Annotated in this window: 14 protein-coding genes; 10 read left to right on the top strand and 4 right to left on the bottom strand. The window is 34.5% G+C overall.

Going from position 1 to position 14,850, the window contains the following annotated elements:
* Positions 1-41 precede the first annotated feature (41 nt).
* The 6 genes from mnmE to CD036_RS11015 all read left to right on the top strand — a co-directional run bounded on the left by mnmE (position 42) and on the right by CD036_RS11015 (position 8,278).
* A complete protein-coding gene (mnmE, locus tag CD036_RS11040) occupies positions 42-1,421 on the top strand; it encodes a tRNA uridine-5-carboxymethylaminomethyl(34) synthesis GTPase MnmE (RefSeq protein ID WP_031266697.1) in 1,380 nt (459 codons plus the stop codon).
* 15 nt (positions 1,422-1,436) lie between these two features.
* Positions 1,437-3,314: a tRNA uridine-5-carboxymethylaminomethyl(34) synthesis enzyme MnmG gene (gene mnmG / locus CD036_RS11035; RefSeq protein ID WP_103388664.1), complete on the top strand. Its 1,878-nt coding sequence runs from the start codon at positions 1,437-1,439 to the stop codon at positions 3,312-3,314.
* 1 nt (position 3,315) lies between these two features.
* Entirely contained in the window at positions 3,316-4,035 is a 720-nt protein-coding gene (gene rsmG / locus CD036_RS11030) for a 16S rRNA (guanine(527)-N(7))-methyltransferase RsmG (RefSeq protein WP_103388663.1), read from the top strand.
* Between the two features lie 35 nt (positions 4,036-4,070).
* The gene (locus CD036_RS11025; protein ID WP_103388662.1) at positions 4,071-4,910 is read left to right on the top strand and encodes a ParB/RepB/Spo0J family partition protein; all 840 of its coding nucleotides are present in this window, start codon (positions 4,071-4,073) and stop codon (positions 4,908-4,910) included.
* An 801-nt stretch (positions 4,911-5,711) separates the two neighbouring features.
* Positions 5,712-7,517, top strand: a complete 1,806-nt coding sequence (locus tag CD036_RS11020) for a purple acid phosphatase family protein (protein ID WP_021459413.1) — start codon at positions 5,712-5,714, stop codon at positions 7,515-7,517.
* A gap of 80 nt (positions 7,518-7,597) precedes the next feature.
* Entirely contained in the window at positions 7,598-8,278 is a 681-nt protein-coding gene (locus CD036_RS11015) for a hypothetical protein (RefSeq protein ID WP_103388661.1), read from the top strand.
* Positions 8,279-8,394: 116 nt separating this feature from the next.
* Here CD036_RS11015 and CD036_RS11010 read toward each other — a convergent pair whose 3' ends face one another.
* On the bottom strand, positions 8,395-9,264 hold the full coding sequence (locus CD036_RS11010) for a LysR family transcriptional regulator (RefSeq protein ID WP_172606431.1): 870 nt from the start codon (positions 9,262-9,264) through the stop codon (positions 8,395-8,397).
* Positions 9,265-9,406: 142 nt separating this feature from the next.
* On the opposite strand from CD036_RS11010, the gene CD036_RS11005 reads away from it, so the two are divergent.
* Genes CD036_RS11005 through CD036_RS10990 form a run of 4 tightly spaced genes read left to right on the top strand, consistent with a single transcriptional unit; the run spans position 9,407 to position 13,569 of the window.
* Complete coding sequence (locus CD036_RS11005) at positions 9,407-10,555, top strand: 2-methylaconitate cis-trans isomerase PrpF family protein (RefSeq protein WP_103388659.1); 1,149 nt, start codon at positions 9,407-9,409, stop codon at positions 10,553-10,555.
* 10 nt (positions 10,556-10,565) lie between these two features.
* Positions 10,566-11,561: a Bug family tripartite tricarboxylate transporter substrate binding protein gene (locus tag CD036_RS11000; RefSeq protein WP_103388658.1), complete on the top strand. Its 996-nt coding sequence runs from the start codon at positions 10,566-10,568 to the stop codon at positions 11,559-11,561.
* A 20-nt stretch (positions 11,562-11,581) separates the two neighbouring features.
* Positions 11,582-12,067 (top strand): tripartite tricarboxylate transporter TctB family protein, encoded by a 486-nt coding sequence (locus CD036_RS10995; protein WP_103388657.1) that lies wholly within the window; start codon positions 11,582-11,584, stop codon positions 12,065-12,067.
* Positions 12,068-12,084: 17 nt separating this feature from the next.
* A complete protein-coding gene (locus CD036_RS10990; RefSeq protein WP_103388656.1) occupies positions 12,085-13,569 on the top strand; it encodes a tripartite tricarboxylate transporter permease in 1,485 nt (494 codons plus the stop codon).
* A gap of 81 nt (positions 13,570-13,650) precedes the next feature.
* Here the strand turns inward: CD036_RS10990 and CD036_RS10985 are convergent, their stop codons facing one another.
* The 3 genes from CD036_RS10985 to CD036_RS10975 are packed head-to-tail and all read right to left on the bottom strand — an operon-like array spanning position 13,651 to position 14,791.
* A complete protein-coding gene (locus CD036_RS10985; RefSeq protein WP_103388655.1) occupies positions 13,651-13,848 on the bottom strand; it encodes a hypothetical protein in 198 nt (65 codons plus the stop codon).
* Between the two features lie 35 nt (positions 13,849-13,883).
* Positions 13,884-14,258: a hypothetical protein gene (locus CD036_RS10980; RefSeq protein ID WP_002510600.1), complete on the bottom strand. Its 375-nt coding sequence runs from the start codon at positions 14,256-14,258 to the stop codon at positions 13,884-13,886.
* Positions 14,255-14,791 (bottom strand): acyl-CoA thioesterase, encoded by a 537-nt coding sequence (locus CD036_RS10975; protein WP_002510599.1) that lies wholly within the window; start codon positions 14,789-14,791, stop codon positions 14,255-14,257. The genes CD036_RS10980 and CD036_RS10975 overlap by 4 nt, the downstream gene beginning before the upstream one ends.
* Positions 14,792-14,850: the final 59 nt, after the last annotated feature.

Raw genomic sequence — 14,850 nt, 5'->3', positions numbered from 1 at the left:
ATTATAATGATAATTTTAGTTACAAGGAGGCGAGATGGATGATGGAATTAGACACGATTACTAGTATATCAACCCCAATGGGGGAAGGTGCGATTGGTATTGTGCGCTTATCAGGTGCACAAGCTGTAGACATTGCGGATAAATTATATAAAGGTAAGCGTCCATTAGCTGAAGTCCAATCACATACAATTAATTATGGTCATATCATTGATCCAGAAACAAATGAAGTAGTAGAAGAAGTTATGGTATCTGTATTACGTGCACCTAAGACATTTACACGTGAAGATATTATTGAAATCAACTGTCATGGCGGTATTTTAACCATTAACCGTGTCTTAGAATTAACGATGACACATGGTGCACGCATGGCAGAGCCTGGTGAATTCACGAAGCGTGCATTTTTAAATGGGCGTATTGATTTATCTCAAGCAGAAGCAGTAATGGACTTTATTCGTTCTAAAACTGATCGTGCTTCGAAAGTTGCGATGAATCAAATAGAAGGTCGCTTAAGTGATATGATTAAACGACAGCGTCAATCCATTCTCGAAATCCTTGCACAAGTAGAAGTAAATATTGATTACCCGGAATATGATGATGTAGAAGATGCTACGACTGAATTTTTATTAAAACAGTCAACAGACATTAAGGCTGAAATTAATAAATTACTGGATACAGGGACACAAGGTAAAATTATGCGTGAAGGTCTATCCACAGTAATAGTAGGTAAACCAAATGTTGGTAAGTCATCGATGTTAAATAATTTAATTCAAGATAATAAAGCTATTGTCACGGAAGTTGCGGGTACGACACGTGATACTTTAGAAGAGTACGTCAATGTAAGAGGCGTCCCATTACGCCTAGTGGATACTGCAGGTATTAGAGATACCGAAGACATCGTGGAGCGTATTGGTGTTGAACGTTCTCGTAAAGCATTGAGCGAAGCGGATTTAGTATTATTCGTCTTAAACTATAACGAAGCTTTAACTGAAGAAGATAGAAAGCTTTATGAAGTCATTAAAAATGAAGATGCGGTTGTCATCGTGAATAAGATGGACTTGGAACAACATTTAGATTTAAGCGAAGTTCAAGCTATGATTGGTGATATGCCACTGATTCAAACATCAATGTTAAAACAAGAAGGTATTGATCAGTTGGAAATCCAAATTAGAGATTTATTCTTTGGTGGCGACGTACAAAACCAAGATATGACGTATGTATCTAACTCACGACATATCTCACTGTTAAAGCAGGCTAGAAATGCCATTCAAGATGCAATAGATGCAGCAGAGTCTGGTGTGCCAATGGATATGGTACAGATTGATTTAACACGCACATGGGAAATTTTAGGTGAAATTATCGGAGAATCCGCTAGTGATGAACTTATAGATCAACTATTTAGTCAGTTCTGTTTAGGAAAATAAAAGGAGGAAATAATTATGGCTCAAAAATATGATGTCATTGTAATCGGAGCCGGACATGCTGGAATTGAAGCTGGTTTAGCTTCTGCAAGACGTGGTGCTAAAACGTTAATGTTAACAATTAACTTGGATAATATTGCATTTATGCCTTGTAATCCATCTGTAGGTGGTCCTGCGAAAGGGATTGTAGTTCGTGAAATAGATGCTTTAGGTGGTCAAATGGCTAAAGCAATCGATAAAACACACATTCAAATGCGTATGTTAAATACAGGTAAAGGACCTGCAGTAAGAGCGTTAAGAGCACAAGCAGATAAAGTATTGTATCAACAAGAAATGAAACGTGTTTTAGAAGAAGAAGATAACTTAGACGTTATGCAAGGCATGGTCGATGAATTAATTATCGAAGACGACGTAATTAAGGGTGTACGTACGAATATTCAATCGGAATATTATGCAGAAGCAGTTATTGTTACGACAGGTACATTTTTACGTGGCGAAATCATTTTAGGAAACATGAAATATTCAAGTGGTCCAAACCATCAATTACCATCTGTCACACTTGCAGATAATTTAAGAGGTCTTGGCTTTGACGTTGTGAGATTCAAAACAGGAACACCACCACGTGTTAACGCTAAAACTATAGATTATGACAAAACAGAAATCCAACCCGGTGATGACGTTGGCAGAGCGTTCAGTTTCGAAACTACAGAATATATTTTAGATCAACTTCCATGTTGGTTAACATATACTAATGAATCCACGCATAAAGTTATCGATGACAACTTACATTTATCAGCGATGTACTCAGGTATGATTAAAGGTACAGGTCCAAGATATTGTCCATCTATTGAAGATAAATTCGTACGTTTTAACGATAAACCACGCCATCAATTATTCTTAGAACCAGAAGGACGCAATACCAATGAAGTTTACGTGCAAGGCTTATCTACAAGCTTACCAGAACACGTACAACGTCAAATGTTAGAAACAATTCCTGGTTTAGAAAAAGCAGATATGATGCGTGCGGGTTATGCGATTGAATATGATGCGATTGTGCCAACACAGTTATGGCCGACATTAGAAACTAAAAAAATTAAAAACCTATATACTGCAGGTCAAATCAACGGTACTTCAGGTTATGAAGAAGCGGCTGGTCAAGGTATTATGGCTGGTATTAACGCTGCAGGACGTGTCTTAGGTAAAGAGGAAACAATTTTAAGCCGTTCAGATGCCTACATCGGTGTATTAATTGATGACCTTGTAACTAAAGGTACTAATGAACCTTACCGTCTATTAACATCACGTGCTGAATATCGTTTGTTGTTACGTCACGATAACGCGGACTTACGTCTTACAGATTTAGGTCATGAATTAGGTATGGTGTCAGAAGAACGCTATGCACGATTTAATGAAAAACGTGATTTAATTAAAGCAGAACAAGAGCGTTTAGCTAATATTCGTATTAAACCACATCAACGTGTGCAAGACATTATCGAAGCACAAGGTGGTTCTATTCTTAAAGATGGTATTCTCGCAATAGAATTATTACGTCGTCCTGAAATGACATATGATATTATCTTAGACATTTTGGAAGAAAGTCACAAATTACCTGAAGATGTATCAGAACAAGTGGAAATTCAAACGAAATATGAAGGTTATATCAATAAATCATTACAACAAGTTGAAAAAGTAAAACGTATGGAAGAAAAGAAAATACCTGAGGATCTAGATTATACTAAGGTAGACAGTCTTGCTACAGAAGCACGTGAAAAATTAATTGAAGTTAAGCCTTTAAATATTGCGCAAGCTTCACGTATTTCTGGTGTTAATCCAGCAGATATTTCCATCTTGTTAGTATATTTAGAGCAAGGGAAAATCCAAAAGGTGGAGCAATAATATGAGTGTGACATGGTTAACTGAGCAGCTAAGTGAACATGGCATTACCTTAACAGCTAAGCAACAACAACAATTTCAAACGTATTATGATATGCTAGTGTCTTGGAATGACAAAATGAATTTAACAAGTATTACTGAAGAACATGATGTGTATTTAAAGCATTTCTATGACTCCATAGCACCAAGTTTTTATGCAGACTTTCAACAAGATTATAGTATTTGTGATGTCGGTGCAGGTGCAGGTTTTCCAAGTATTCCATTAAAAATTATCTATCCAGAATTACAAGTAACAATTGTCGATTCATTGAATAAACGTATTCAGTTTTTAAATCAATTAGCTGATAATTTAGGATTGGAAAACGTAAGCTTTGTTCACGACCGTGCGGAAACGTTTGGCAAGGGAGACTACAGGGAGTCATATGACATTGTGACGGCACGTGCCGTTGCGCGTTTATCTGTCCTTAGTGAACTATGTATACCACTAGTGAAAAAAGGCGGTCGATTTATCGCTTTAAAATCGGCTAAAGGTGATGAAGAATTAGAAGACGCTAAATTTGGCATCGGTGTATTTGGTGGAAAATTAGAACAGCTAATTTCTTATGAATTGCCCGAAGAAGCGGGCGAACGCCAAATGATGATTATTGAAAAGCGTAGCTTAACACCGAAAAAATATCCAAGAAAACCAGGGACACCAAATAAAGCACCGTTACTTGAAAAGTAAAAACAGACAATTAATTTAGAGGGAGCGCATGAATCATGAAAAAACCTTTTTCTAAATTATTTGGTTTAAAGAATAAAGACGACATCATTGGTTATATCGAAGAAGATTATAATAATAGCGTAGAATCAATCCACGTGGAGCGTATCGTACCTAACCGTTATCAACCAAGACAAGTATTTGAGCCAAATAAGATAAAAGAACTTGCAGAATCAATAGAAGAGCACGGGTTACTTCAACCAATCGTAGTACGTCCAATCGAAGAAGATATGTTTGAAATTATTGCAGGTGAGCGTCGTTTTAGAGCGCTCCAGTCATTGCAACAAACGCATGCAGATGTGATTATTCGTGCATTGGATGATGAAGAAACAGCAGTAGTAGCACTTATCGAAAATATCCAACGTGAAAACTTATCGGTGATTGAAGAAGCGGAAGCCTATAAAAAATTGTTAGATATTGGTGATACTACGCAAAGTGAACTTGCAAAAAGTGTAGGAAAAAGCCAAAGCTTTGTTGCTAATAAATTACGTTTATTAAAATTGGCGCCTCAAGTCATTGTACGCTTACGCGAAGGCAAAATTACAGAACGTCATGCACGTGCTATGCTAAGTTTATCAGAGGCTGAACAAGAAGAATTGGTTGAAATCGTTATTGCGCAACAACTTAATGTCAAACAGACAGAAGCACGTGTGAAACAGCAAATGGGTCCAGAAAAAGTCAAAGCTCAAACTTTCCAATTTGCTAAAGATTTAACACAGGCACGTGAAGAAGTTGGGAAAAGTATTGAAGCCATCGAGCAAACAGGAATCCACGTGGAACAAAAAACAAAAGATCATGACGATTATTACGAAATAAAAATTAAACTTTATAAAAGGTAACGGTTAAAAGAGTATGGAGGATAAACACTCCTCGCTCAAAATAAGAGGTTGGAACGAATCGATCGTGTCCCAACCTCTTATTTTATATTTGGCTGTTTTTATACACGCTTTCCGCGGGCACTGCCTTAGCCTGTAGTTTGTGGCTAGTGCTTTTTCCTCAGGAGTCGCTCCAAATCACTGCCAATCGTATATAAAAAATTTTGTGATATATGTTAAATAGTGGTTATAATATTGAATCAATTGATAAGCGAACTGGAATTTTGATCGTGCATGCTTGCCTGGGGTATGGTTCGAACATATAGTCTCTCACTCATATGATTCCCCCGGGCGTCAGCACGTTACAAAATCGGTACAACATGTATTTAGTTATTCAAAAACAATGTCGATTCGTATAATTGATCAATGAACTTGTTAACGATAAAATCATACTTGTATGTTGGAATTGCACTACAGACAATATGGTTCACTATGTTCGTTATCCAATAACCTTTCATGTACAATGCCAAAGCAGACAACGGATTATTTTCTGGGAAATAATTTTAATGGTGTGGTGTTCAAATACATTGAGGTTTTTAAGTCATGACCTTTGAGCTGTTGTACCAATTCGTTTGTTACATAACATAGCAGGATGCATATTTTTAACTACTGTTGCAATTTCAATAAATTATCATTGGTTATCTTAGGTTTTATATAATATTAAAATATAATTTACATAGAATATATCAACTTAATATAGGATTAATTTAATGTTGCTAGAATGGTGATGTGAGACCTAATACGATTTCTTGGAGGAGAATATAGATGATACAGAAAAAGCACCAATCGACTGCATTACGTGCTGCAACGAGTTTTGTTTTATTATTTAGTCTTATTATTAGCCCTGAAACATCAACAGCAAATGCGTCAGCAAACACAGAACCCAATGCTACATCGCAGCAACAAAGCAATAATAAAATCAAATTATTAGATAGTAAACCTGAGGTTGCGGACATACCAAAACATAATAAACCCAACCGTATTATTACTAATATTAATGGTAATCCACAATCAGAAATGGGATTTAGTTGGTATACATCAGATAAATTTGAAGATGCTAAAGTATGGGTATCAGAATCGAAAAACTTTAAAGATGCTAAAACAGTTGATGCCAAAGCTAAAAAAGTAAATTCTAAATATCTTGAAAGAGATAAACATGGTAACATCATTTTCAAAGATATTGCCAAAAATGATGAAGGCGAACCAATTAAAAATAAAGACGGCAAAGAAAAGGTTAACGGCTATTATACTGATAAGCATGCTAGTGGTCCGGAATGGTTGAGTGGCGATAAACATGGTAAAACAGATTTAATAAGCGAACCGGAATATACATATAAAGCACAAGCCAAGGACTTAAAACCGAATACAAAATACTACTATAAAGTAGGTAGCGAGTCGGGTAAACAAAGTCAAATCGGACAATTTAAAACTGCAGGAGATAAAGGTGACCCATTTAGCTTCGTGCAATATACAGATACACAAAATGCCTTTTGGAATGAAAATGTAAGAAATGAAGCAATGTTTGGAGCAGACACATTAAAAAATGCGATTAAGACTGCTGGCGAGCCTAGTTTTGCACTGCACACAGGAGATTTTGTAGAAACAGCAGAAGTTGAAGATGAATGGAAAGATTTATATAAACAATCACGTCCATCGTTTATGTCATTGCCAGTAGTTGCTACAGCAGGTAACCATGATGAATATGCATTAAGCGAAGAGGATGAAAAATTATTAACTAAATTCAATGAGCATGTAAACGTACCGAAAGAAAATGATGCTATCAATGGAGGATCTTATTATTCATTTGATTATAACGGTGCGCACATGGTAGTTGCCAACACAAATGACAACAAGAAATCAAAAGATAATCCAGATGAAAAAGCAATTGGTAAGGAACAAATGGAATGGATTAAGAAAGATATCAAAAAAGCAAGAGAGAATGGAGCAAACTGGGTAGTGTTAAACTTACACAAACCAATGTACTCTAAATCATATCACGCATTATCAGATGAAGATGTGAAAAAGATTAGAGCAGAATTAACAAAACAAATAGATGACTTAGATATTGATTTAGTGTTACAAGGTCATGACCACGTCTTATCACGTACACATCCGCTAGAACATACATCGACTAAGAATAGCTTTGTTAACGCGAAAAAAGAAGATACTAAACAAGTAGTTGGTGAAGACAACGTGCCTTATTATGATAATCCGAAAGGCTCAGTTTATGTATTACCAAATACAGGTGGTACGAAAGAATATGACAGTATTTATGATCGTTCACTAGAACATATTAAAAAGGTAAGACCAGAACTAAGTTGGTTAACTGAAAAAGATTTAGAACACTATAATAGTTTATTCAAAGTAGGTAAACAGCCACAAGAATCAGAAGCCTTTAATGATAGTCACTCAAATAATCGTGATTCATCTGCTCAAAACTTCTCTGTTTATGAAGTAGAAGATAATACATTAAAAGTTAAAATATATCAATTGAGTGGTGACATTAGTAAAGGTGAGCAACGGAATATTGAATTAGTAGATGAATTTGGTATTCAAAAAGACGATAAATAATTAAACCAAATGAGGCTAGGACAAATTAACTATGTCCCAGCCTCTGATTGGTTTCTTTGGAAAAAGAGGTGTGATATAAAATGAAACAGACAATTAAAGGTGTCATACTGATCACACTAACTGGCATGTTGTTGGCGAGCTGTAGTAATGACAAGCAAGCAACTGAACAATCAACCGATAAAGTTGCCCATTCACAATCCACGCAACAAGATAAAAAAGCTAATGATTCCGTTAGTGATGAAGATAAACAAGCAATAAAAAAACAACTATTAACATGGCTCTCTGAACATGAAAAGGACAACGGAAAAGCCGTATCTAACCGTTATTTTGGTAGTGGTAGCATGTCAGACGGAGATTGGTATGCAGGAACTGAAGATGGTGAGATTCAAGTGAGTAATAGAGGTGAACCAGGACCTAAAGCTTTTGATGTGCATACAGTGACTGGAGCAGTAACGTATACTTCTAACGAAGGTACAACAGGCAAAGATACAGCTGCTAACAATTTATCAAATATCGAAGGCTATAACACAGTAGCGGATACCGACAAACCAATAACAAAATACCTATTTGCAGATAATGGTAAAGTCTATAAATATCAGTTTACAGGTGCTGAGGATGTCACATTATCATCAGGCTTTGCCCCTAAAGACCATACTGATAAAGACCCGAACTTAAGCCCAAATCAAATGTTCAAAGTTAGTGAAGATAAAGCACTTAACAACTATTACAAAAAGTTATTAACTAAATATAACAATGAATAAATAAAACAATAGCGCTAAAATAAAGATATAAAACTTTAGTTTTAGCGCTATTTATTGTTGAATGTGTAAGCAACATCAATAGTGACATGTATTATTTAACAGTAGCAATATTATAATTATTGATGTTCTAAATTCCATTGTTTGATAAAATTATAAAATGCTTTAACTACTGTATTATTTAAATACTGCTCTTTTAAAATCATATCAGTATTCCTGATAATGTAATGTCCCTGGTGATCCAAACAAGGAATAGTGAACAAGTCATCATGAGCGTCTAACAAGATATCAGGAAGTATAGTAAAACCTAATCCATTGAGTACAAACTGTTTACTGGTTTCCATGTTATCTACTTTAATTGTGACAGTAGAAGGTTCGATAAAATGCCCCATCCACCAGTCATCTATCAATCTATTTAGAGAAGTATCGGTATTATAGTAAACACGTGGTAAATTGGGTAAATCCTCCAAATCAATAGGGTATTTAGATACAACATAAAGCTTATCCGTCATCAGATGTATCTTTTTGGATGAAAAGCTGTAATCCCCCCGTAAAATGCCAACTTGTGAAGTATCATTATGTACGGAACGGAAGACTTCTTCACTCCACCCTGTATTAACATCGAACTCAACTAAAGGGAATTGACGACTAAATTCTGATAGTATCTCCGGTAAGCGATAGCGTGAAAAGATGCTAGATGCGCTTAAGCGCAAGACACCTTGAACTTTATTTTCTTGATTGAGTAAATCTTCTTTAATTTGCTGATTTTTTTTAAGCATTGAAGCGGCATAATTCACTAGCATTTCACCCGGAGAAGTGAAAACGACACCTTTTTTATTTCGATGAATAATCTTGACGTTAAACTCCTCTTCCAATTTATTAATTCGATAAGTAACTGCCGGTTGAGAGGTTCTCAGCACTTTACTCGTTTTCGTGATATTTTTATATTTAAATAACTCACATAATATTTCCCAATCTATACTATCCATAGTGATACACCTCATTATTAATTATTCATAAAATAAATTTATGCTTCAACATAAAAAAACAATATTTTATTTATCGTTTGTTCACTTATATACTCTATATAAGTTATCTGAATATTTCAACAAAATAGAGGAGGGGCTATGAGTGGACAAAGACAATGTAAGAATACCTTGTGTACTTATGAGAGGTGGTACTAGTAGAGGGTTAATCTTCAAAGACATAGATTTACCTGTAGATCAATACACACGAGAACAAGTGATTTTAAAAGTATATGGTAGTTCAGCAAATGGTCAAATTGATGGTATTGGTGGAGGTACATCAGTTACTAGTAAAGTAGCGATTGTTGGTAAAAGTGATACGCAAAATTGTGATATCTATTATACTTTTGGGCAAGTAAGTATTAATGAACAAGAAATAGATTATAATGTTACGTGTGGCAATATGGCTTCAGCAGTTGGTTTATATGCAGTAGAAGAAGGTTTAGTTGAGCGCCATGAAGGTGAAACAACAGTGAAAATATTTAATACTAATACGAATAAATTAATGGAAGTAGATATACCAGTAGTAGAAGGTGCAGTAGAACATAAGGGTGATTTTGCTATTGCAGGTGTAGAGGGTACGGGTGCTAAAATAACGGTCAGCTTTTTAGATTCAACAGGTGCTTTTACGGGTCATTTATTTCCAACAGGTAACTTAGTTGATAAAATTGAAGCGAATGACACCGTATATGAAGTCAGTATATTAGATACAGGTAATATTGTAGCATTTGTGAAAGCTAGTGATTTTGGGCTTCGGGGATGTGAATTAGCAGCAACTATTAATAAACCGACAATTTCCCAAAAAATTGAAGCATTGCGTGTGCAAGTAGGTATTTTACTAGGTATGTTTCACGAAGAACAACAGATTAATCCTCAAGTGTCAGCATTACCTAAAATTACTCTAATTAGTGAACCTCAAAACTACGAAACTGAATTAGGGACATATAATAATAAAGAAGATGTAGATATTGTTGGAAGATATATGTCGATGGGGAAACTACATCCATCATTTGCGGTAAGTGGTTCAATTTGTTTAGCCACTGCAACGAAAATTTCAGGGACAATTCCACATGCAGTCGCGAGATCAACACAAGCGAATACCATAAGAATTGGGCATCCTAGTGGTAGCATTTCAGCTGAAGTTTTTTTAGAAAAAAATGAAAGCGATTACAAATTGATTAAAGGCGGTACTGGACGCACGGCGCGTAGAATTATGGAAGGCACAGTAGTTATCCCAGCGTATTTAATTAGGTAGGAGTGAAGATATGATTAAAAAGAGTCCAATTTTACTTATTATTTTAACGATAATACTAGCAGGATGCAGTGCAAAAGGAGAGTCACAAAATGAGCAACAATCGATTGCTGATTTTCCTAATCAAACGGTTAATGTAGTTATTCCATTTGGTGAAGGAAGTGCCAGTGATGCATTTGTTAGGCAATATGCAAAGATTATGACAGAGCATTCTGATGCGAACTTCCAACCCATTAATAAAAATGGCAGTGGTGGGTTGTTAGGTATGTTGTATAGCTACCAGCAAAAAAATGATGGTTACACTATTTTAGAAGTTACACCGTCACAAATTATTTCAGATACATTAGATAAAAGTAAAGACGTTAAATTGTTAGATGACTTCGAACCATTGGCTCAAATTCAAAGCGATATTTATGTTTTATCTGTGGCGGAAAATAGTTCTATTAAAGATTACGACGACTTAATTGCTAAAGGAAAATCAGGCACATTGTCAATAGGTGGCGTAAGTCCAGCAGGGTTAGATGATTTTGCTATTAGTGATTTTGAACAAAAAGCTAATATTGATACAGAATTTATTCCGTATAGTTCTGGATCAGAAGTTAAAGCTGCGGCATTAGGTGGGGAAGTAGATGTGTATTTAGACAAGGTAGGTAATGTAGTAGATTATGTTAAATCGAAAAAAGTACGACCACTCGTTATTTTTAATAACAAGAGAATCTCTGAAATAGAAGAATTTAAACAAGTGCCATCAACTAAAGAAAAAGGCTTAGACGTCAATATAGGTTCTTGGAGAGGTTTTGTTATTAAAAAAGGTGCTCCAGACGAAGTGAAACAAAAATTAAGCAAACAATTAAAAGATGCCTATGAAACTGATGATTATAAAACATATGCCAAAAATAATTTAGTTGATATTGGAGAAGGTTACCTTGGACCAGACGAATTCGGTAAAAAGTTAGAAACTGAATACGATAAGTTCGAAACAATTTCCAAAGATTTAAATATTAATTAAGTTTGGCAAGGGGGGATTACATGGGAAGCATTTTATTTAGTTTAGCGTTATTGATAATTTGTTTATATTTTTTACTTAACTCAATTAGTTTGGAAGATTTAAGAGCAGTAGATCCAATAGGGGCAGCAGGGATACCTACTTTTATCTTATTTTTCTTAGTAGTGTTACTAACATATTCTTTAATAGCAGAAATTGTGAAGTATCGAAAACATAGTGAACAAGCTGATGATAAACCTATAATAAACAAAGCAACCCTTAAAATTGCAGGTCTGATTGTAGGAATTGTAATTTTTATTTTAGTACTTAATAAAGCAGGTTTTTTATTATCAAGTTTGTTTTTAACACCAATATTACTGTTGATTTTAGGCGCACAAGGCAAAATACAAATTATTAGTTTTTCATTGATTATTCCAATATTCTTCGCGTTTTTATTCGGTAATGTATTAAGTATTCCACTGCCTAAAGGGATAGGGTTATTTTTCGAAATTAGTAATTTTTTTTATTAAAGAATTGAGGTGATTAGATGCATTTAGATTTATTAAAAGATTCGTTTTTGACAATATTAGAACCAACTAATTTAATGTTAGTGATTTTAGGATTACTTGTAGGTATTTTCTTAGGAGCGCTACCAGGTATAGGGTCTTCTATGGCAATAGTCTTGGCATTACCTTTTACTTATTTTTTAGATGTGGTACCTGCTATAGCGTTATTGGCTACCATTTATGTAGGTTCCGCTTATGGTGGTTCTATTACAGCTATACTGTTTAATACACCAGGTACTCCGGAAGCTGTGGCTACTACATTTGATGGTTATCCGATGACTCAAAAAGGACAGTCTAAAAAGGCACTTGGTTTAGCTATTAGTGCATCAGCTTTTGGAGGCATTTTCGCTGTATTAATAATGATGTTTTTATCGCCAGTTTTATCACAATTAGCATTTAAGATTCACTCATCAGAATACTTTGCACTTGCCTTATTAGGGATGACTGTAATTTCGTCATTAGGAACTAACAATAAAGTTAAAGCTATTGCTTCAGGTTTATTAGGTATTTTCATCTCAACAGTCGGTATTGATCCATTAACAGCGACCGATAGATTTACCTTTAATACGATAGAATTGATGAATGGGATAGATTATATACCTATCATGATTGGAGCATTTGCTTTAGGTGAAGTCTTTTCTCAGTTAACAGCTAAAGATCCACACAATATTGAGAATACATCAACTAAATCAACTGGTGTCTTCAAAATTAAAGAATTCTTTGTTTATAAGTGGGCAGCGGCAAAATCAGCTGTAATCGGCACTTTGATAGGTATATTACCTGGAACAGGTGGCGCTATTGCCTCTTTTGTTAGTTATGGTGTCACTATGAAAACTGACAAAAATCCAGCTGAATTTGGTAAAGGGAAGCCGGAAGGGGTAGTAGCCCCAGAAACAGCAAATAATGCAGCTGCAGCTGGTTCGATGATTCCCACTTTAATACTCGGTATTCCAGGTAGTGCAACAACAGCTGTTATTTTAGCAGCTTTAGTATTACAAGGTGTTCAACCAGGACCACAATTATTATCGGATCAACCAATATTATTATACGCTATCTTATTAGCAATGTTATTTGCGAGTATTATGACTTTTATCGCTGGTCGTGCAGGTATTCAAATATTTTCATTATTATTAAAAGCACCATACAGTATTATTGCAACATTTATAATTATGTTGTCTTTAATAGGTGCTTATGCAACAAATAATGACTTACTCAACATTTGGATTATGTTATTATTTGGTGTAGTAGGATACTTGATGAAAGTATATAATTTTTCTATCGCTTCTTTAATTTTAGGTATTGTATTAGGACCACTTATGGAGACTTCATTAAGAAGACATTTACTATTAAATAATGGAGATTATTTCTCATTATTACATTCACCTATTACAGTAGTGATTTTACTTATTAGTGTCTTAGTTATTGTAGTGCCTATCATAACGAATAAAATTCAAACAAAACCTTAAAAAATAAACATACAACACAATAGGGCAAACTCATCTTAAGAGGTTGTCCTATTGTTATTATTTGTTGCATAAAATATTTATTTAAGATTCACGTAACATATTATTTTTAATAAAATTATGCTTTTTATACTCTTCAGTTAATAATTGGCCTTCATTTGAGACATAAGAAAAATGGTCATCGAACGTCGATACTGTTGTGGGAAAGAGCCAGTATAGTTTTCCTTGTTCAAATGATGCATTGTTAGTGATACATAAGTATCTACACTCAGAAATTTTCATAGTTGACGCCTCTTTTAATTCAATGTAATCGGTAGTTATTTAATAATATTATTGTGAAAGACAAAGTTTGGTTCAGCACCTAAAATAATTAAGAACATTTGAGGGTAGTCCACGTTGTGTAAGTTCAACATCATATTTTTAAATAATATAAAATTTTGTTCTGCTTTAACTTTTTCGACTTCTTGTTCATATAAAGCTAACACAGATTCTCTAATTAAAGTAGGTCTATTATTTTGGACAAGTTCAGCATCGTTGGAAAACATAAGTAATCCTAAATATTTATAATGAATACTTAATTGTCTTGTTAAACTAGCGATATATTCTAATTTTGCGTAAATATGCGGCGCTTCATTGTGCAACTGTTCTAAATTTGATTTTACTTGTTTAAGTTCATCCATTTCACTAATCATTTTACACACTCCTCTAATTCCCATGGTTTTTTAATATTAAGTGAAGCAATCATCGATTTACTTTGTAGGCGTTTCATCTTACGAATATTTGCGCGATTTTCACCATCGCTAAATAACAAATGTTCTTCTGCAGTTTGAGGTTTGATTTTTGGAACTTTAATAGGGCGTTTATTTTCATCCAAGGCAACAAAAGTAAGGAAAGCTATTGCCGCAATTTTTCGTTCTGCAGTAATCATGTCTTCAGCAATGACTTTACAAAAAATTTCCATAGATTTTTCACCAGTGTATACTACGCTAGACTCTACACAAACTGAATCAGATTGTGTAATAGGATGTAAAAACTCTACTGAATCTGTGGAAGCAGTGACACATTCTTTCACACGTGCATGTCTTCTAGCTGATAACGTAGCATTGTTATCAATTTTTTTCATTAATACGCCACCAAACAATGTGTTGTAATTGTTTAAATCGTTAATTAACACTTGATCTGTACTGACAATTTTACTATCACTCGGATATTTATAATTCTCCATCAAAAAACTCCCATTTCTATAATTTTTACAAGTTAAATTATAGTTTGGGAGTACATAAA

Source organism: Staphylococcus arlettae (genome assembly GCF_002902345.1).
GTDB lineage: Bacteria > Bacillota > Bacilli > Staphylococcales > Staphylococcaceae > Staphylococcus > Staphylococcus arlettae.
This window is presented reverse-complemented; position numbering and strand designations above follow the sequence as displayed.